Origin of the sequence: Spirosoma sp. 209 (assembly GCF_002006735.1) — a bacterium.
Taxonomy (GTDB): domain Bacteria; phylum Bacteroidota; class Bacteroidia; order Cytophagales; family Spirosomataceae; genus Spirosoma; species Spirosoma sordidisoli.
The window spans coordinates 318,568-334,228 of the sequence record NZ_MVEC01000001.1; the positions used below are offsets into that span (position 1 = coordinate 318,568).

Annotated in this window: 12 protein-coding genes and 2 tRNA genes; 6 read left to right on the forward strand and 8 right to left on the reverse strand. The window is 54.6% G+C overall.

The genetic code is table 11. From position 1 onward, the window contains the following. Position 1: 1 nt before the first annotated feature. Both B1C80_RS01405 and B1C80_RS01410 read right to left on the reverse strand, forming a co-directional pair. A complete protein-coding gene (locus B1C80_RS01405) occupies positions 2-1,156 on the reverse strand; it encodes a DUF1624 domain-containing protein (RefSeq protein ID WP_077919256.1) in 1,155 nt (384 codons plus the stop codon). Position 1,157: 1 nt separating this feature from the next. Next, complete coding sequence (locus B1C80_RS01410) at positions 1,158-2,066, reverse strand: DUF1080 domain-containing protein (RefSeq protein WP_077919257.1); 909 nt, start codon at positions 2,064-2,066, stop codon at positions 1,158-1,160. Between the two features lie 231 nt (positions 2,067-2,297). Between B1C80_RS01410 and B1C80_RS01415 the strand changes: the two genes are divergently transcribed. From B1C80_RS01415 to B1C80_RS01430, 4 genes are all read left to right on the forward strand, one after another. Further along, positions 2,298-3,335 carry an endonuclease/exonuclease/phosphatase family protein gene (locus tag B1C80_RS01415; RefSeq protein ID WP_077919258.1) on the forward strand — a complete coding sequence of 346 codons (1,038 nt, stop codon included), beginning with the start codon at positions 2,298-2,300 and terminating at the stop codon, positions 3,333-3,335. Positions 3,336-3,425: 90 nt separating this feature from the next. Then, a complete protein-coding gene (locus B1C80_RS01420) occupies positions 3,426-4,379 on the forward strand; it encodes a TspO/MBR family protein (RefSeq protein ID WP_077919259.1) in 954 nt (317 codons plus the stop codon). A gap of 173 nt (positions 4,380-4,552) precedes the next feature. Continuing rightward, entirely contained in the window at positions 4,553-5,806 is a 1,254-nt protein-coding gene (locus B1C80_RS01425) for a DUF418 domain-containing protein (protein WP_077919260.1), read from the forward strand. A 405-nt stretch (positions 5,807-6,211) separates the two neighbouring features. After that, positions 6,212-7,222, forward strand: a complete 1,011-nt coding sequence (locus B1C80_RS01430; protein ID WP_077919261.1) for an IS110 family transposase — start codon at positions 6,212-6,214, stop codon at positions 7,220-7,222. Between the two features lie 189 nt (positions 7,223-7,411). Here the strand turns inward: B1C80_RS01430 and B1C80_RS01435 are convergent, their stop codons facing one another. The 5 genes from B1C80_RS01435 to B1C80_RS01455 form a co-directional block, all read right to left on the reverse strand. Beyond that, positions 7,412-9,583: a hypothetical protein gene (locus B1C80_RS01435; RefSeq protein ID WP_077919262.1), complete on the reverse strand. Its 2,172-nt coding sequence runs from the start codon at positions 9,581-9,583 to the stop codon at positions 7,412-7,414. A 259-nt stretch (positions 9,584-9,842) separates the two neighbouring features. After that, complete coding sequence (locus B1C80_RS01440) at positions 9,843-10,739, reverse strand: Abi family protein (protein WP_077919263.1); 897 nt, start codon at positions 10,737-10,739, stop codon at positions 9,843-9,845. Between the two features lie 441 nt (positions 10,740-11,180). Beyond that, positions 11,181-11,265: transfer RNA gene (locus B1C80_RS01445), tRNA-Leu, on the reverse strand. 38 nt (positions 11,266-11,303) lie between these two features. Next, positions 11,304-11,379 (reverse strand) — tRNA-Gly (locus B1C80_RS01450). A 131-nt stretch (positions 11,380-11,510) separates the two neighbouring features. Next, positions 11,511-12,374, reverse strand: coding sequence for a UbiA family prenyltransferase (locus B1C80_RS01455; RefSeq protein WP_077919264.1), 864 nt, complete (start codon positions 12,372-12,374; stop codon positions 11,511-11,513). Between the two features lie 114 nt (positions 12,375-12,488). Between B1C80_RS01455 and B1C80_RS01460 the strand changes: the two genes are divergently transcribed. Beyond that, positions 12,489-13,706, forward strand: a complete 1,218-nt coding sequence (locus tag B1C80_RS01460; RefSeq protein ID WP_077919265.1) for a type III polyketide synthase — start codon at positions 12,489-12,491, stop codon at positions 13,704-13,706. Here the strand turns inward: B1C80_RS01460 and B1C80_RS01465 are convergent. Further along, positions 13,666-14,406, reverse strand: a complete 741-nt coding sequence (locus tag B1C80_RS01465; RefSeq protein WP_077919266.1) for a glycosyltransferase family 2 protein — start codon at positions 14,404-14,406, stop codon at positions 13,666-13,668. The genes B1C80_RS01460 and B1C80_RS01465 overlap by 41 nt on opposite strands. Positions 14,407-14,550: 144 nt before the next feature. On the opposite strand from B1C80_RS01465, the gene B1C80_RS01470 reads away from it, so the two are divergent. Next, complete coding sequence (locus B1C80_RS01470; protein ID WP_077919267.1) at positions 14,551-15,633, forward strand: TerC/Alx family metal homeostasis membrane protein; 1,083 nt, start codon at positions 14,551-14,553, stop codon at positions 15,631-15,633. Positions 15,634-15,661: the final 28 nt, after the last annotated feature.

Here is a 15,661-nt window from a genome sequence, read left to right on the forward strand (position 1 = left end):
CTTATAGATACCGCAGCCAGGTCAACTCGGGGTGAGCGGCCTTGTAGCGACCATACCAGCGGCAGAGCGGATACAGAACAGCCACCAGCGCAAGCCAGACCCCATAAACGCCCCCCAGCGATATACCTGCTCCTTCGGGCCGGCCAAAGTTGAGCGGTCCCGAAGGCACATCGGCCCAGGTGTAGCCCTGCGCAAACGACATCGCCAGCATAGACAGGTGAACGAGGTACCAGTGGATGAGGTAGTAGAACATAGGCACCTGCCCGTATACCGTCAGCAGGCGGGTCAGGGCATTGCTGGCGCCGTCGGCAGCGGCCAGTATCAGCAGCGCCAGTCCGATGGTTACGGCCGTGTAGAGCAGCGAGGGCGGGTATTTACTCACGTTCAGGAACGAAAGCACCGTCAGTAAACCATTCTTCTGTACCGACCAGGGTGCCGGATCGCCATAGAGGTTCAGGAATCGAAGCGCCAGAAAAAGACCCAGCGCCCCCAGGCCCAGTTGCCACAGCAGCGGTCGGCGACTGGTAGCGGGCTGCTCAAACAACCGCCCGGCCGCGAAACCCAGCAGCATAATGCCCAACCAGGGAATGAGCGGATAACCGACCAGCACCGTCAGTTCCGGGCTTACCACAAACACGTTGGTTCGGAACAGCAACGACCATACAAAACTCCCCACCGGGTTAGCAAACGGCGCAAACGGCAGTAGGTTGTGCAGCAGCACAATACCGAACCCGATACCGGCCACCCACCGAACGGGTAACCTCGCCAGCAGCGACAGCATCATCAGCCCGCCCCCGATGGCAAAGATGACCTGCAGCATAAGGCTCCTGAACTGAATGTCGAACCAGAACGCGAAGTTGATGACGGTCAGCTCCAGCACGATCAGCACCAGCCCCCGTTTCAGCAGGAAGCGCCGGGCTGCGGGAGAGTTGCGCTTCCGCAACGACAGATAAGCCGATACCCCCGACAGAAATACGAAGGTCGGGGCGCAGAGGTGGGTAATCCAGCGGGTCAGAAAAATGGCCGGGGTTGTCGTGGCCAGATCGGTCGGGTTCTGCGTCAGGGCGGGTGTGTGGAGCAGGTCGCGGACATGATCGAGGGCCATGATGACCATGACCAATCCCCGCGTCACGTCGATTGTCGTAATCCGGTTCATGTTATTTCTTGCGTCCGTACTGGCATCGGGTGTTGTCGGACTTTACGTAATAGGATTTGTAGTTCAGCGCCTTAGGATCGGTACAGCCTTTGAGTTCGAGAATCTCGACCGAGCGGAAGTCGATCGGGTGGCTCTCGGCCTGCAGCGCAATATAGCCTTCGCCGAGTGGTTTGTTAGCCCGGCTGGCCCAGTAATCGACATTCTGAATCCCGGCCGCTTTCCAGTCATACTCGTCGCTGATGAAATAGCTGCTCACCCGGGGCCGCTGGTAAGTCAGCACCGTATCGCCATCCACCAGATGATGAATGACCGAATCGCCCAGCACGATGGCTTCGGCCGTTACCCACTGGTCGCCGTCGTAGGTTTTTGAGTCCGAGTCGATGCAGTGGGCGGGGTTCAGCTTGCCATCCATGTAGACCTCCGTGCCGGGGGTGCAGAGGTTAGCGGTATGGCGTGGCCCCTTCCCCAGCCCGCCCAGTAGCTGTAGCTCGAGCGACACCGGAAAATCCTGTCCCAGCGACAGACTCGCGGCCGACTGCGAATGGAGCATGACGCCACTGTTGCGCACGTTCCAGGCCGCTCCGCCTTTGGTTTGCTGACCAACGAACCGGTACGTGAATCGCACTCGGTAGTGCGAGTAGGGTTTCTTGTAGTACAGGTGCCCGTATTTGCCGTCGAAGCTGGTGTACTGATCATAGGCTAGTCGCATAATGCCATTCTCGACCCGGAATGTATTCTTGTAATTATCATTCAGGGGCTGGCCCGTGATTTTGATATCCCAGCCTGTCAAGTCTTTTCCGTTGAAGAGCGGCTCCCAGTCCTGACGGTTGGGGTTAGCCTGGGCAAGGGCCAGGCCCAGGCCTGATGTAACGAAAAGCAGACCAGCGAGCAAGAGTGTACGCAATGGCATAACGAGTGGGGTTAACTACGTGTAAGGCAGGCTCACGAATACGATCAGTGTGTGAGCACGACGGCGCCGAAACCAGGTTCAGAGAATCCGTACAGAGCCTGTAGGGCAGAAAGGCGATAACCGCCGGTAGCCTACTGCCTGTACAGACCAGAAAGCCCTACTGCTGACGCTGGTGAAGGCTTTTTCGTAGCTTTGGGGCCCGGATAGGCTATGGTTCGACCTTCTTCACCCTTGACAATCGGCTCGTACTGGCAGCGCGTTTGCCCGTATCTGACCTCGCCCGACTGGTGGCTCTGGTGGGGATCGGTAGCGCTCTTCGGCAGCGTGGCGCTGGGCAGCGCCCTCGGCCGGCTCTACTTCTTTGAGTTGTTCAGTCATTTTCAGGTTCAGTATACAGTGGTTGCGCTGGCCTTGCTGCTGGCAAACGGGCTACGCGGGCTGATCTACCACCGATGGGGGCGGCCCTGGGTCCTGCTCCTGACGCTCGCGCTCCTGGGCTGGAACCAGACAAACTACGCAGGCTGGTGGCACCCCGGCGACTACGACCAGCCCATTCTGCCCCCGCAGGGCGACGTTCGGGTCTACCACGCCAACGTGCTCGTTACCCGCAGCGAATACGAGACAACCCTGGCCAGCCTCCGGACGCAACGGCCCGACCTATACGTACTACAGGAAATGACACCCGCCAGCATCCGGCACGTTACGACCCGCCTTCGCGGAGCCTATCCGCACTGGTTCGCGTGCTGGTCGAAGAAACGGTTCTGGATACTGGTCGGTAGCCGCACGCCCATCCGGGTCGATACGGCCCTGGCCCGGAACCACCAGCTCATTACCCTCACAACGGTTGTGAACGGCCAACCCATGGCGCTGGTTACCGTTCATCCGCGTATCCCGCTGCTCCCATCCTGGTTCAGGGGTCGTAATGCCCAACTGGCCGAAGCCGCCCGCCGAACCCGATACCACAGCCTGCCCGCCCTGCTCATCGGCGACTTCAACATCAGTATTTTCTCGCCCGTGTATGCCGATGTGTTTGGCCCGCCCAACGCCGTTCCCGCTACAGCCGGGCGTTCCAACATACCCGCGCTAATCAGCGGTCGGCATACGCGCACCCAGCCAACCTGGCCCACCTTCTTTCCGCCCCTCCAGCTTCCGATCGACCACGCCTTCGTCAATGCGGGCTTTCAGTTCAGTCAGTTCCGAACGCTTCCGCAGACTGGCTCTGACCACCGCGCCCTGCTGGTCGACCTTCGGTTTGCGGGCCGACCCTGATCGGCAAACATCTTGGCACGCCGGTAGGTTTTGTGTATAAAAATCGGGGCAGTTGCCACGCGGCCGGCCCGACAGCTAACCACTATCGTTATGAAAAACTCATCAATCTGGCGCATCGCCACGGCGGTACTGGCCGTCGGCAGTATTATCTATACCACCACCTCCAGTGCCCGTTCGCGTCGGGCAGGCAAACAGATGCAACAGGCCGAATCAGAACCAGAATTCGATGTGCCGGTCGAATACCAGAACGTATTCGACCGAAATCTGATCATTCCGGCTGGCTGGGCGTTTGGTGTGGTCTGGTCAACTATTTATTCGGGGCTGGGGGCATTGATGGTTCACCAGGCACTGCCAGGTCAGGCGTATAACCCACGCTATCAGAAAGCCTTACCGTGGTGGCTAACCAGCTGGACCCTCAACGCCATCTTTGGCCGTTATTTTTCGCAGGATGATAAACGCAGTATTGTCGTGTCTGATCTGACTACCAAAGCCAACCTCGTAGCGGCCCTGGGCTTGCACCATGCGCTTGAGATTGGCAAAACGGATGTTCCTGCTCCCGAAAAATACCTGCGGATTCCGGTCAGTCTGTATACCGGCTGGCTAACAGCCGCTACCGTAGTTGGCACCCCCGATACCCTCCTGACCCTCGATGCCTGGGAGACAGATGACGAGCAGGATGTGCCCGTAGCGGCAGGTATTCTGAGCGCCACAGCTGGCGCGGGTTATCTGGTAGCGCGCCAGCTCAACGATCCCTGGTTCATGCTCCCGTTTGTAGCCGGTTTTGGCGGCATCGCTTCCCGCCAGTGGAATCGCTACCCGGTTGTAGGGCTGACGGCCGCCGGTCTGGCAGCCGCGTATGTCGGTTTGCTGGCCTACTGGCTTCCCAAAGGCAAGTTCCGTGACCACGACCGTACGGTTCTCGACGCAGCTGTAGTCGACCCCGATTATCAGGACAACCCGGCCGATGTGTATTCGGGGCTTCAGCACGAAACCAACATCGAACGAGAACGCATGACGCCGATCGAAGCCGAAGGACTGGATTGATGATTATCTTTCCGAGTCTGTTTTTCCTGAAGACCGCCCGATATGGGCGGTCTTTTTTTGTTGCGAGCAACGTTTATCAGGCTATTTCGTCATTGGTGTAACTACGCTTTGCTTTACCCGGCAAAATGACTGTATTGGTATCAATACTTTCCTGCTCCTAATCCTGATCCGTTATGTACGCTCCTGACACCACCACGTTTTCTGCCCCAGTCAGCAAACCAACCCGTATTCAGGTTGTAGATGCGCTGCGCGGTTTTGCCCTGCTCGGTATTCTGATTGCCCACGTATCGGTCTGGTTCGATGGTGGCCCGTTACCCGGCTCGGTCTACCAGATCAACAGCCAGGGAGCCGCCAATATGGTAGCCCAAACGTTTGTCGGTATATTTATCAGCGGTAAGTTTTATACGTTCTTCTCGTTCCTGTTCGGGCTGAGTTTCGCACTCATGCTAACCCGTTCTACCGATTCTGACGGCACGTTCCTCCGACGATTTGCCTGGCGTCTGCTCATCCTGGGTGCCATCGGATTTCTCCATCACCTGCACTGGCGGGGCGACATTCTGAGCATTTACGCCATGCTGGGTTTTGGCATGCTCCTGTTCCGGAACGTACCAACCCGCTGGGTGCTTGTTGCGGCCATACTGCTGGTTCTGAACGTACCGGCCCAGATACGAAATAATTATAATCAGTTCATGGCTCCACAACCCACGAAAGCTCAGAACGAACAGCGGCAAAAAGAGGACGAAAAACTGGTGGAGGCCAATTACAAAGTCATCAAGCAAGGCACGTACGCAGAGGTTGTCCGCGTAAATCTGAGCGAGTTCAAAACCAAGATGCAGTTCCAGTTCGAGAGCGGGCGTATCTATATCACCCTGGGTTTCTTCCTGCTGGGCTTGTATGCCGGTCGCCGGCGCTTGTTTCAGCAGCTCGGCGAATACCGTCCGTTTTTCCGGCGGCTGACAAAGTATACGGGGCTGCTGGTCCTGGGCATCATCCTTCTGTTTGTAGCGGCCATACTAACCATCGGCCCCAACAACCAGCCTCCCAAAGTAATCGAGGTTATTTTCGGGTTTCTCTTCGACCTGGGGAATGCTGCCCTGACGGTATTTTACATCAGCGGCTTAACCCTGCTGTTCCAGCAGCTATCCTGGCAGCGGGTTGTTTCACCGCTGGCTGCCGTTGGGAAGATGGCCCTGACGAATTACATCCTGCAATCGGTCATCGGCACGCTGCTCTTCTACGGCTACGGCCTCGGCCTGATTGGCGAAATCGGAACGGCTATGGTGTTGTTGCTTACTATTCCCGTTTTTCTAGCGCAGGTGCTGTTCAGTCAGTTTTGGCTATCTCGCTTTCACTACGGCCCCCTGGAGTGGCTTTGGCGCTCGCTAACGTATCTGAAACCACAACCCATGCAGGCCCGCCACCCGTAAACCACCGCAACCCTCCCCTACCCTCACCAGGCCCCCGCTCCGCAGGGCGACATATTCATAGCTAATAATCGAGGTATCACCGCAACCTAGCCCCATTGGGGAAGGAGTTTATGTGAATTCTACTAGCCCTTCGAGCTGACTAACGTCCGCAACTATCCTCCCCAAACAAGCCTTTAGTTTTGAGCAGTAGTAAGAAATTAAGAATATTACACCCTGTAATGCTACTCTCAGTCAGGCACTTTAGCAAACATGCAAGGCCACCAAGCCTATTTAGAGATTGAATCCTGGCTGAGTTTTTCAAACCCTACACTGGATAGAAATGCAGGCTTTCAGGCCTATTAGTAAGGTTTAAGTGCTGGTTTGAAAGCGTAGCTTAAAGCTGTTCTCATCTAACCAATTCCTGCCATGTCATTCGACTTCTTCCTGGGTATCGACGTCGCTAAACAGACCCTCGATTACGCCTTATTAGATCAGGCTGGCAATCTGAAGCACCAGGCTCAGATTCCAAACACGCAGAAAGCCATTGAGCAATTAATGCAGCAGCTCAATCAGCTTTTCGGTACACAGCCAGCTACCACCTTGGTCTGTCTAGAACATACTGGAATTTATAATAACCACCTGTTGGAAGTCTTTACCCGGCCAGACTACTGCGTGTGGTTGGAGTCGGGCAAGCAGATCCGGTATTCAACGGGTATACAACGAGCTAAAACCGATAGCGTAGATGCCCTCAACATCGCTCGCTATGCTCAGCGGCATCACCCGCAGGCTCGGCTTTGGAAGCCAGCTAACAAACTCATTACCAATCTAAAGGCGTTAACTTCACTTCGTAATCGGCTCCTGCTGGCGGCCAACACGCTCAAGCAACCTCTTAAGGAAGCAGAGTCCTTTATGGATAAGCGCATTTTACGATCCTTAGAAAAAGCATCGGCTAACTCATTAAAAGCTTTGGAAAAGGATTTAGACGCTGTGAATAGCCAGATTGAGTCGCTACTAAAAAACGATCCGGAGCTTAATCGCCTTTTTCATCTACTGACATCGATCGTTGGTATCGGCGTGGTTACGGCAACGGGTCTTATTTTGGCTACCCATGCCTTTACAGACGGCAAGACAGCTAAACAGTTCGCTTGTTATGCGGGCGTAGCCCCGTTTCCTTATCAATCCGGTAGCAGCATCCGTGGCAAAACACGCGTATCGCCCATGGCCGACAAGCACATGAAAACATTACTTCACTTATCGGCCATGACCGCTATTCGAGCCAAGGGAGAACTACGGGATTACTATCAGCGGAAGGTCGGTGAGGGTAAGAATAAGATGGCCGTTCTCAACGCCGTTCGCAATAAGTTGATAGGGCGGGCCTATGCGGTAGTAAGCAAGAACCAAGAATATGACAAAACCTATGCGTATTCACTTGCTTAAACCATAGAAATCTCTAAAGGAGGAGCCGTCCGCGCCGACTGCCCCCCCTTTAGGGGGCTGGGGGGTACAAAGGGCAGCCTTTCGAGCCGACTAACGTCAGCAAATATCTTCCCCAAATGCCCCCTGAGGTAATCGGCCTGCCTGTTAGCCTGACCCAGATGCTATTCCACAGGAAAAGTCATTTAAGCATCAAGGCATGGGTTTCAGCCCTTCCCACTTCACCATCCAGCGTCCGTTTTTAGGGAATCCCGGCGTAGGGGTGGTGTTGCCATCGTAGCCAGCACACATCAGCGCTACGGCCGCCAGCAAACCACCGTTGCCAGGCAGGTAGAGCGTAAGTCGCTTGTCCTGGTAGTTATGGCCGTTAACCAGGTACGTGTTTTTCGCCACCTCTTTGAACAACGCATCCAGCGCGCGGTCGGGCTGCCCCAGCCGGGTAGCCGTCATGGCCACCATCGGAAAATCCCAGCCCCAGGTATGATCCCAGTGCCAGACCCGGTCAACGGTATCGTAGGTACGCTGCATCACCGCCCGGTCGACCACGCCGTTGGCGGGCAGGGTACTCAGCGCGGCCAGCACAGCCGGGTGATCGATGGTATAGCGGCTGTCGGGCGAGTATGAATCCGTCACGTTCTCGGCCGCCCGGTATACGCCGTCCTGCTGTGGCAAAGGAGCCAGCCCGTCAATGACCCGCTGCCAGTCTGGATTGGGCGGCAGGTTGAGCCGGGTACGCCAGCGCTGGGCTGCCTGCAGGCCCCATGTCCAGTAGGCCAGTTCGTAAGGTGGGTTCAGGGTCTGGGCCGGGTCGAAGCATTCCTGCGCCGGAATAATACCCTTCCCCAGATCATAACGGCCCGTTTTGGGGTTCAGGCTGGCGAACGAAGCCATGAAGTCGGCGGTTTCAAAAATCACGGTCCGGTATTGTTCCAGAACGGCTTTTGATGGCTGGTTCCGGTAAATTAGTTCGGCCAGGTAGATCGGATGCGGCTGTTGCCAGATCAGGAAAGACCCTACCGATGAGGCTGTTTCGCCCCCGTTCGGATCGGTCATCTTTTGCCAGCGAACGCCCCGGTACCCCTGTCGGCGGGCTATCTCCCGGGCCCCCGCCAGTGCCCGCTGGTACCAGCCCATACTTTTTGACAACAGATCGGTACGGCCCCAGAGGGCGTAATGGGCCGAATGCCACCAGTACATTTCCATATGGGGCCTACCATACCAGCTGTTATAGGTCAGTCCCGTTTCCTGCGGGGGCGAGTCGCCGGCGCATTGTACGCGGGTCAGGTACTGCGACAGCACAACGCGCCGTTCGAGTTCGGCGGCTCGCGGGTCGGTGCTGCCCGCCAGATCAATGGCCCCACCCGACTGCCAGAACCGCTCCCAGCCCAACCGGCTGCTGGTCTGTACCTCGGTAAAAGTGGGCAACCGACTGGGTAACGACTCCGCCGAAAACTGCACTACAGCTTCGAAAGCCGACGCTCCTGACGGCTCTATCCTGAAATCATGGCCAGCAGCCGCCCGCACCGGCGCAGGCTGGCTCAACCGGGCCGTCACGGAATAGCGGTCCTGATCAAGCTGGCGATGGAACCGTACCGACGTGGGCCCCGGGCGCTCCAGCCGGGTCTGATGCGCCGATGCGCTGGCGTAGTAAGTCCCTACGTCGGTGAATGCATTAGTCGGGTATGGAAACCGGAGCCGGAGCGAGATTCGTTGCTGCCGAAGTAGGTCCGACACAACCCGTACGGCTACGATATCCTGCTGAGCATGGGCGCAGGTGGTCACGCTGACGGGAGCGCCTTCAACGGTAAACGTACTGCTGATGGTACCTGTCCACAGATCCAGTTGCTGCCGAACGTTCTTCAGATCACCCAGTTGTGCCGCCTGCCCATCTTTTTTGAGGATAATGAAGCCCAGATTACCCAGCTGAAGCCGGTGCGGATTCTGCCGAAAGTAGTCGGCGGCCTGCTGATGGCGCCCCGCCTGCCGCCACTGCACGGCATACGGACGTGGCGTGCCGTTGACCTCGACCGATTGCAGCGTCTCGGTAAACTGATACCTGGCGGGATTAGGAAAGCGGTGCCAGCCCCATTCGGACTGAGTGCCCAGCGGAATACCGCGGGCATACTGCTCGGGAAACGATTGCAGGCCGGTAGCATCTACCGTAAACCCAAACCGACCGTTGCCCACCGTTAGCGACCCGAGCGTATCGGGCTGGGTGATCGTTACCCGATGCCGATCTACCACTGCCCGTCGGTCTATCGGCTGAGCCTGGCCCGCACCGATGTTCCACAGCACGAGCAGCATCTTTAATCCACTCCGCAGAGGCAACAAAGCCTGTCCATATGGTTTTGATATTAATAGCATGCGATCCAGTTTCCCCGAATTTTCTCGATAGAGATGAATCCCTGTATCGATTGGGGGATAGCCATAGATAAAGAAGCGTTCCGGCGCATCTACTTGTATCCCGGCAAGGCCGGGCTATATAAACACAAAAGCCGCTGACATCAGCGGCTCTGTTTGTTTCTTACCCTTTCGAGAGGTACCAGGAGCGGGTACGTTGATTCTTTTCAAATTGAATTTTTATGTTGCGATAATTCTCCAGAGTATTTTGTAATAGCTTTGCTTACTGCCAAAGCGGTTCATTGTCCCAACCGGCTTCAAAACCCATTGCATTTTTACCCACTTCTGGGTAGTTATGAAATAGAGCAGACAGTTTCTGCAAAAAACGATGATTGGGATTCACCGTTGACAACAAGAAAAGAATCATAGATAGGGCGAAATATGTCCGGTTATTGCTCACTAACGGGTTTATCAACCAAGGTTTGCGGGGGTTTTTGGGAATACGAGGTTGAATACTCATTACTCGATTCCACAACCGGCTATGATGAGCACATACGTTACGTAGGTAGACGATACAATGAAGCCATGAAGCAAACGTACCATCATCAAGCCCAAAATAGCTCGCGATTTGTCTCTTCTCTATAGTTGTATTCAAATTCTTGTATAACATAGATAGCGAACCGAATGAAGCAACTTCCAACATCATCCAGCTCGGCGGCAACGGATCGTTATATTTCTGCCGGAACGCTCTTATAAATTCTTCATCGCTACGACTATATTCGGCCATTAGGCTACTAATAGTTCTTGTGTGGCTGGCCGTATCGGTAAACAAAGTTGTATCTGTGAACCAGAAAGGGCCAAACCTATGTGAGAGCACATAAATCATGTGTGCTCGTATAGCCACCTCTATTTTTTCCAACTCGGCCAACACTAGTTTTCGTAGCTCCCGGTCAAAGCAATACAGCCGAAAACCTGTTTCAAACGTGGCTCCCGGCTTAAAGCGATGAGTTTGCTTATCATCTAAAAGAGGATACCAATAGCCGCTCAGTCGGTAATAGCTAACCTGAGCCAACAAATGAAGGGCTTTAACGTCGTCATGAACGATTAAACCTCTTCCTTTAAGTCGATTAAGTTGATCCTGATAAGTGAGAGCAGGCTTGCGATAAGGGACTTTACTCATGCCCTAAAAATAGAAAGCTCACCCTAAGCGCGCTGTTCTAACGGGAAGCGGGGTGAGCATGTTGATGCAAAGTTAATAAATGCATTACCATTAGCAAAAGATCCCATCTGTTTTGTCTAATGACCTCAATGGATAGTACTACCGGGCCTTGAACGAAATGTTATTGCCTTCAAACTTCGGTTAGGCGTTGGCAAAGCTCACACAGTCTTTTGCCAGTTCATTCCAATCGGTGTTTTCTCTACCTTGAGAAAGATGAACGCTTTTTTGTCCAACTGCTAATCTTCCTGCATAAGTGCGTGTGTATAGTTAGTCGCAATAGCTCAAAATAACCTAAATACCAAGGAAGATACAAAGGTAAGCGGCCCCTGTGTTGGTGTACCTACATAAACACAAAAGCCGCTGATGTCAGCGGCTCTGTTTGTTTCTTCCCCTTTCGGGAGGTACCAGGAGCGGGAGTCGAACCCGCACGGGCTTGTGGCCCACAGGATTTTAAGTCCGGCGTGTCTACCGATTCCACCATCCCGGCATTTACGAAAAAAGCACCGTTGGTCGGTGCCTTTTTCGTGGAGCGAAAGACGGGGTTCGAACCCGCGACCTCGACCTTGGCAAGGTCGCGCTCTACCAGCTGAGCTACTTTCGCGTATTATAATTTTGCAATTCCCAGTATGTCGGCGAATTGTGGATGCAAAATTAGCGCTATTTCGACGCTTGTCAAGTCTTAGACCCAAAAAAATTTACATCTACCTCACGTCGATCGGGTCGAAAAACTGATTACGAATGGGTTAGGGCGATCAGCAGAATGAAAAAACTGTTCAGACACACGCCCGATATCCACATCATGCGCATCGTATGGCGGTAATCGGCCAGGCCCGGGTTATGCCACACCCGCCAGAACCAGCGCAGAAAGTACAGGACCGCCGGCAACAGAAACACCAAATAGAGCCAGAAGTAATAACCGTCCTGAAAGTAGACGTGAAAGGCCAGCAACGACAGACCATACATCACCATGGCGCAGATAAATGTGCCCCGAACACCGAGCAGCAGGCTGAGCGTCCGGTCGCCCCGGCGCGCATCTTCGTGGTGCTGGTAGACCTGCGTAACCGGATACAGCGCCATCAGATTCAGCACCCCCAGCAATCCGCCCAGCAACAGCCGGGGTTCCAGTACCGCCGACAGCGGCAGGTTATTGATCGACACATAGGTCATGACATAGGTGATGCCGCCCTGCAACCCGCTGATGAGTAGCCAGCTGAAGATCGGGTACTTTTTGAGCCGGATGCGGTCGTGGCTATACGCTTTGGTGATAAAGCCGTAGACAAGCAGATAGACGACAAAGGCCCAGTTGACAAAAGCACCCAGAAGCAACGCAACGACATCGAGCACCCACGAGAGCCAGTACAGGCTGTTGGTAACGGGCGGGGGCGATTCAAGTCCGCCAATGGGCCCTTCGTCTTTATCGAAATAGCTGTTATAGGCGTTGCTGGCCGGGTACAGTAGCAGATGAATGATCAGTCCTACGGCAACGATACGACCCAGGTGGAGGGTGGGCGACTGACTGACGGCGAACCAGAAGATGGGCAGCAGAAAAAACGAGAAAGGTACCCGCAGGTGCAGCCACAGGGTTCGGGCGTTCATGGCTTTTTGGTTAAAGTGCGCTCAATTTAAAGAACTTTCAGCTCAACGCGCAGTTATACGAGAACCCAGTTTTGTTCATACGTTTAGCCTCCGTACTGGCGGAGCACCCACTCTATGAGACAGCATCGCAGCGGCTATATCAATAGCATCGGCACCGCCGTACCCGCCTATTCATCGACCCAACAGAAAGCGGCTGAGTTTATGGCCGATGTGCTGCAACTCGACGCGCGTGACAGCCGACGGCTTATGGCTCTTTATCGCCATACGCGTATCGACCAGCGCCATACCGTACTGGCCGATTACGTTCGGCCCAAAGACGAGTTTACCTTTTATGCCAACACGCCCGGTATGGAGCCGTTTCCGACGGTGAGTCAGCGGATGGGCGTATATCGGCAGGAGGCTGTTCCCCTGGCCCTGAAAGCCATTCAGGATTGCTTTGCCAACTATGCCGACTTCGATCCGCAGACCATTACGCACCTGATCACGGTCAGCTGTACGGGCCTGTATGCACCAGGTCCCGACATCGAGATTATCGAAGCGCTGGGCCTGCCGAATACCACCCAGCGGCTCGCCATCAATTTTATGGGCTGTTACGGAGCCTTTAACGGACTGAAAGCAGCCGATGCCATTGTGCGGTCCGATGCCGACGCGCGGGTACTGGTGGTGTGCGTAGAGCTGTGTACGATTCACTTCCAGAAAAAAACCGAAACCGACCACCTGCTTTCCAACGCGCTCTTTGCCGACGGCTCGGCCGCGGTGCTGGTAGAGAGCCGACCTCGGCCCGAGCAGTCGTTCCGGCTGCGGTCGTTCTACTGCGACCTGCTGCCCGAAGGAAAACACGCTATGGCCTGGCACGTAAGCGACTTCGGCTTTGAGATGACACTCACCGCCGAAGTACCGACGTTTATCCAGCAGGGGATTGGTCAGCTGATGGAGCGCCTGCTCGACCAGTGCGGCCTGACCCTCGATGATATTGGTCACTATGCCCTCCATCCCGGCGGCCGGCGGATTCTGGAAGTTATCGAAGGGCAGCTGGGCATAACCCCCTTCGACAACCGCCACGCCTACGAGGTGCTGCGCCAGAACGGGAATATGTCGTCGGCCACGGTTCTGTTCGTGCTGAAAGAGGTATGGAACAAGCTGCAGCGCCGGCAACTGACCGAACCGGCATCGGCCGACGAGACGGAACCTACGTTGTCTCAACCCGATAATATACTGAGTTGTGCGTTTGGCCCCGGCCTGACCCTCGAAGCGATGGTACTGGAAGTAGTTACGGCCGCACCGGTCTACGCTACGACAGCACCTTCCAGCGCATCAGCCCGAGTTTTGTGAGCATGTAGAAGAGCGAGGTGCGCAGTACCCCCAGGCCATAGATCGAGGAGCGCCGGAAATTGATGGACGATGCTTCTTTGAAATACTTGGTGGGGCAGGTCACCTCGCCAATATCGAAGCCTTTGTAGAAAATCTGCGCAATCATCTCGTTGTCGAAGATGAAGTCGTCGGAATTATGAGTGAAGTCGAGGCTGCGCAACACCTCGCCCGAGAACGCCCGGTAGCCGGTGTGATACTCTGACAGTTTCTGGTTCATGAGCAGGTTCTGCGTGAACGTCAGAAAGCGGTTGGCAATGTATTTATACATAGGCATTCCCCCTTTGAGAGCGCCTTTCCCCAAAATTCGGGAGCCAAACACAACCGGGTAAAGCCCATTGCCAATGATGGTAATCATAGCAGGCAGCAAGAGGGGCGTATACTGGTAATCAGGGTGCAGCATAATAACGATGTCGGCTCCCAGCTCCAGTGCCTGTGCATAGCATGTCTTCTGGTTACCACCATAGCCTTTATTCCGATCATGCCGGATAACATGCCGGATCCCCAGCTTACGGGCAACCTCAACGGTATTATCCGGACTGGCGTCATCAACCAGAATGACGTCATCAACCAGATCGAATGGAATTTCACGGTAGGTACGCTCCAGCGTGAGGGCAGCCCGGTAGGCGGGCATCACTACAACGACTTTTTTACTATTAAACATGGGTCAAAACTAAGGCCTAAGACTCACTAAGCCAATATTATGCCGAACCAAGCGAAACCATTCGGCGTATTGATTATAGTTTTACCGAATTAAACTAACTTTTCCGGCAGGACAGGGTTAGACTGATGTTCTTGCCGATATGCTATGCTAACCAGCGAAACTACGTTCTTTCTGGCTTTTGCCGCTTTTGTGCTGATCGTGATGGCACTCGACCTCGGGGTTTTTTCCCGGCAAAAAAGCCACGTTGTCCATTTTAAAGAAGCCGCCACCTGGAGTGCCATCTGGGTCGCCTTGTCGGTCGGGTTTTATTTTCTGCTCAAAAACTACGGGTATCTCGTTCACGGCATCACCGATATGGCGAGGTTGCAGGAAGTACAGAACCTGTATGCCGACCACGTTGATCTGGTCCCCGGCGATTTTGCAACCAGCCTGGCCCGGTTTCAGAACAACATGGCCCTCGAGTACATAACGGGCTATCTGGTCGAATACTCGCTCTCGGCCGACAACATCTTTGTCTTTATCCTGATATTCAACTCCTTCGGCGTTCGGGAACGGTACTATAAGAAGATTCTGGTTTGGGGGATTCTGGGCGCTATTGTCCTACGCTTCGTCTTCATCTTCGTGGGGGCGGCCCTGTTGCAGCGTTTCGAGTGGATCATCTACATCTTCGGCGCATTTCTGGTCTATACCGGTCTTCAGCTTTTCTTCCAGAAAGACGAGGACGAAAAAATCGAGCCCAGTAAACACCCGGTTGTTCGGTTTGCGAGCAAATACCTCAACGTGTACAAGCGCAACGTAACCGATAATTTCTTTGTCCGCCGGAAGTCGGATCAGAAACTGTTCGTCACGCCCCTCTTCATTATCGTTATTGTGGTGGCGTTTACAGACCTGATCTTCGCTGTCGACTCGATCCCGGCTATTTTCTCGATCACCAAAGACCCGTACATCGTTTTCTTCTCGAACGTGTTTGCCATCATGGGGCTGCGGTCCATGTTCTTCTTCCTGTCGAGTATCATGAGTCAGTTCCGCTTCCTGAAAGTCGGCCTGGCGGTGCTGCTGACGTTCATAGGCGTGAAAATGCTGACCGAACACTGGCTCGAAGAGCTTGGTTTTCAGCCCGTTTACTCACTCTACATCATCATCGCCATCCTGACCATCAGTGTGCTGGCTTCCTGGCTCATTCCGGAGAAAAAAGAGGAGGTTGAACGCGTAGAGGAAGATGCCTGACTGGGCCGGTTTTCTATTCTAGCGTTCC